The organism is Streptomyces sp. CAI-85 (assembly GCF_013363615.1).
Taxonomy (GTDB): domain Bacteria; phylum Actinomycetota; class Actinomycetes; order Streptomycetales; family Streptomycetaceae; genus Streptomyces; species Streptomyces antibioticus_B.
Genome location: NZ_JAANNX010000143.1, coordinates 1 through 3,511 on the forward strand (window position 1 = coordinate 1; position 3,511 = coordinate 3,511).

The window sequence follows — 3,511 nt, forward strand, 5'->3', positions numbered from 1 at the left end:
ACGGCAAGGTCCTCATCGTCCTGTCCGAGGGCCGCCTGCTGAACCTGGGCAACGCCACCGGCCACCCGTCCTTCGTGATGTCCAACTCCTTCGCGGACCAGACCCTGGCCCAGATCGAGCTGTTCACCAAGCCCGACGAGTACCCGACCGGCGTCTACACCCTGCCCAAGCACCTGGACGAGAAGGTCGCCCGCCTCCACCTCGACGCCCTCGGCGTCAAGCTGACGACCCTCAGCCCGGAGCAGGCCGCCTACATCGGCGTCGAGGTCGAAGGCCCCTACAAGTCGGACCACTACCGCTACTGAGCCGCGACCGGCTACTGACCACCGGCTCTCCGCCCCTGAGCGCACAGCCGCAGTAGCAGCACCCGGCGTCACCGCAGAGACAGGCCCCCGCACCCCCGTGCCGGGGGCCTGTCCCTTCGGCCGCTTCGGCCGCCGACCGGACCACCGCGGCGCCCGACCAGCCCGTCACACTCCAGGACCCCCATGCCCCGCGGCCGCTATTCGCTCCACGATCCGCACGATCACACCCCCCTCTCCCACGAGCACTTCCACTGCGCCCCCGGCCCCTCCGGCTGGCGCTACGTCTCCCAGCTCACCACCCCCACCGGCGATCACACCGGCTCCGTCGACCTCACCCTCGACGAACTCGGCCGCCCCCTCCGCCTCGAACTCCACGCGAGCGCCTGGCAGGTCCGCGGCGCCGCCCTGGACGGCGTCACCTGGGTCCGCACCGACCCCACCGGCACCCACGCCACCGAAGGCAACGTCCCCGCCCACGCCTTCAGCGGCACATCCCCCGCCTTCCTCATCGCCACCACCCGGCTCCTGCGCCTCACCCCCTCCGCCCCGGCGACCCGGGTACGCCTCGTCACCTTCACCGATCCGGTCCTCGCCCCCCGCACCGAGGACCAGTCCTGGGCCCTGCTGAAAAGAGAAGCACACGCCACTGACAACGGCCCCCTGACCGTGGACGAATACCAGGTCACAGCCCTCGACACCGGCCAACAGCACACGGTCCACATCACCGGCGACGTCGTCCTCGCGGCCCCCGGCATCGAACTCGAAGACCTCGACACACCCCCGTCGACCTTCCCTGAACGAACCTGACCGGGCTCGGGCCTACGCCGGAGGCGCGAACCCCGTACCGGCCGCCCGCTCCTCGCCCTCATCCGACCGGACCTCGTGCGCAGGTGCCGCGGCAGGCGCTGGTCCGGAAGAAGCGGGCGGGCCGTAGGCAGGCACAGGAGCAGTGGGCATGGGAGCAGCAGGCATCGGCGACTGCGGGGCCGACGCCCCGCCCGGCGCACCGGCGAACACCCGCCGCGCCTCCCGGACCTGCCGCTCCTGCAACACCGCCGCCAGATAGGGAGCAGCCGGCACCCCCGGAGGCACCGGAGTCCCCGTACGCTCCGCCAGATCACCGGCCAGCCGCTCCGCCATCGCCCGGCCGATCTGCGGATCGAGCTGGTTCATCCGCGCCAGGTACTGCCGGATCGCCAGCCACAGCCCGTCCGGCACCGCCGACAGATCCAGCCCCTGGAACCGCCCCGCCAACCAGGGCGGAGGCGGCGGCACGAACCCCGACCGGCCCCCCGGCACCCGCTCACGCACCACCAGCGTCCCCGCGAAGACATCGCCGAGCCGCCGCCCCCGCGCCGACACCAGCGAGGCGATACAGGCCACCACCCCGAGCGTCAGCAGAATCTCCACCACACCGAGAGCACCCCGCACCAGCGCGTGCCGGAACCGGATCGGCCCGCCGTCGTCCCGCACCACCCGCAGTCCGCACGCCATCTTCCCCAGCGACCGCCCATGGCTCAGCGTCTCCACCGCGATCGGCCCGCCCACCAGCACCAGCAGGAACGTCGCGATCGACACCGCCATCTGCGCCGCCTCGTCCAACGACGCCGTCGCCGCCAGCAGCGCGAGACTCACGACCATGTAGGCCGCCAGCGCCACCGCCAGGTCCAGCAACGTGGCCATCCCCCGGCTGGGCAGCCTGGCAGGCCGCAGCTCCAACGCCACCGCCTCGCCCGTCACCAGCTCACTCACGCCCGTCGTCCCTTCCCTGGCCCACCCCGAGAACCGCCAGTCTGCCAAGCTGAGCGCACTTCGCGCCCCAGTAGGACAAGCTGACACCATCACCGGCCGCCGACGACCAGCCGAGGAGCAGGCACACCGATGGACCTCGACGTCTTCGTCTCCGCCCACCGAGCCGAATGGGACCGCCTCGACGACCTCCTACGGCGACGGCGCAGCCTGACCGGCGCGGAGACTGACGAACTGGTCACCCTCTACCAGCGCACGGCCACCCATCTCTCCCTGATCCAGTCCAGCGCCCCCGACCCGCAGCTCACCGGCCGGCTCAGCCAGCTCGTGGCACGCGCGCGTAGTGCCGTGACAGGGACCCGCCGCGCCTCCTGGCGCGACGTGACCCGCTTCCTCACCCAGGGCTTCCCCGCCGCGGTCTACCGATCGCGCCACTGGTGGGTCCCCACCGCACTCGTCTCCACCGCCGTCGCCGCCCTCCTGGGCTGGTGGATCGGCACCCACCCGGAAGTACAGGCGTCCATAGCGGCCCCCGACGAACTCCGTGAGCTGACCCGGCCCGGCGGCCAGTACGAGACGTACTACTCCAGCCACCCGGCCGCGTCCTTCGCCGCCCAGGTCTGGACGAACAACGCACAGGCCGCCGCGATGTGTCTCGTCTTCGGCGTCTTCCTCGGCCTTCCGGTCCTGTGGATCCTGTTCCAGAACATGCTCAACCTCGGTGTCGGCTTCGGCCTCATGTCCTCGGCCGGCCGCCTCGACACCTTCCTCGGCCTGGTCCTCCCGCACGGCCTGCTCGAACTCACCGCGGTGTTCGTCGCCGCCGGTACCGGACTACGCCTCGGCTGGACCGTCATCGACCCCGGCCCCCGCTCACGGCGCACCGCGCTCGCCGAAGAAGGCCGGGCAGCGGTCGGCATGGCCATCGGCCTGGCCCTGGTCCTCTTCGTCTCCGGCGCCATCGAAGGCTTCGTCACCCCCTCCGGCCTGCCCACCTGGGCCCGCATCACCATCGGCGTCGCAGCCGAGCTGCTGTTCCTCGCGTACGTGTACGTCGTCGGCGGCCGGGCAGCCCGGGCCGGAGACACGGGCGACCTCGAAGCCGCCGAGCGCAGCGCGACCGTGCCGACGGCCGCCTGATGTGCGGATGCCGCCGTTGAGCTGCTAGTCTCCTCTTCGCCCCGCAAAAACCGTTGACACGGAGTGCGTGGGGAGGTAGATTCGAACAGTTGCCTGGAACTGGGATTGACCGGTCGGCAACCGTGAGAAACTATCGGCATCTCGGAACTTCAATTCCGCAGAGCCCCCGATCACATCGGAAAGCGAAACGCCGGTCAGACCGGCTCGAAACTTCTGATAAAGTCGGAACCGCCGGAAAGGAAACCGCGAAACAAAAGCGGAAACCTGGAAGGCACCGAGGAAATCGGATCGGGAAAAGGTCTGATAGAGTCGGAAAC

At 70.6% G+C, this 3,511-nt stretch carries 4 protein-coding genes; 3 read left to right on the plus strand and 1 reads right to left on the minus strand.

The window, feature by feature from the left end; all coding sequences use genetic code 11:
* Together G6W55_RS37110 and G6W55_RS37115 are read left to right on the plus strand one after the other, a co-directional pair.
* Positions 1–305: adenosylhomocysteinase (locus G6W55_RS37110; RefSeq protein WP_175524999.1), on the plus strand; the 305-nt coding region annotated here is incomplete at its 5' end.
* A gap of 183 nt (positions 306–488) precedes the next feature.
* Positions 489–1,112 (plus strand): hypothetical protein, encoded by a 624-nt coding sequence (locus G6W55_RS37115; RefSeq protein ID WP_175525000.1) that lies wholly within the window; start codon positions 489–491, stop codon positions 1,110–1,112.
* A gap of 12 nt (positions 1,113–1,124) precedes the next feature.
* Here the strand turns inward: G6W55_RS37115 and G6W55_RS37120 are convergent, their stop codons facing one another.
* Positions 1,125–2,057 carry an RDD family protein gene (locus G6W55_RS37120; RefSeq protein ID WP_175525001.1) on the minus strand — a complete coding sequence of 311 codons (933 nt, stop codon included), beginning with the start codon at positions 2,055–2,057 and terminating at the stop codon, positions 1,125–1,127.
* Positions 2,058–2,186: 129 nt separating this feature from the next.
* On the opposite strand from G6W55_RS37120, the gene G6W55_RS37125 reads away from it, so the two are divergent.
* On the plus strand, positions 2,187–3,194 hold the full coding sequence (locus G6W55_RS37125) for a stage II sporulation protein M (protein ID WP_030792902.1): 1,008 nt from the start codon (positions 2,187–2,189) through the stop codon (positions 3,192–3,194).
* Positions 3,195–3,511: the final 317 nt, after the last annotated feature.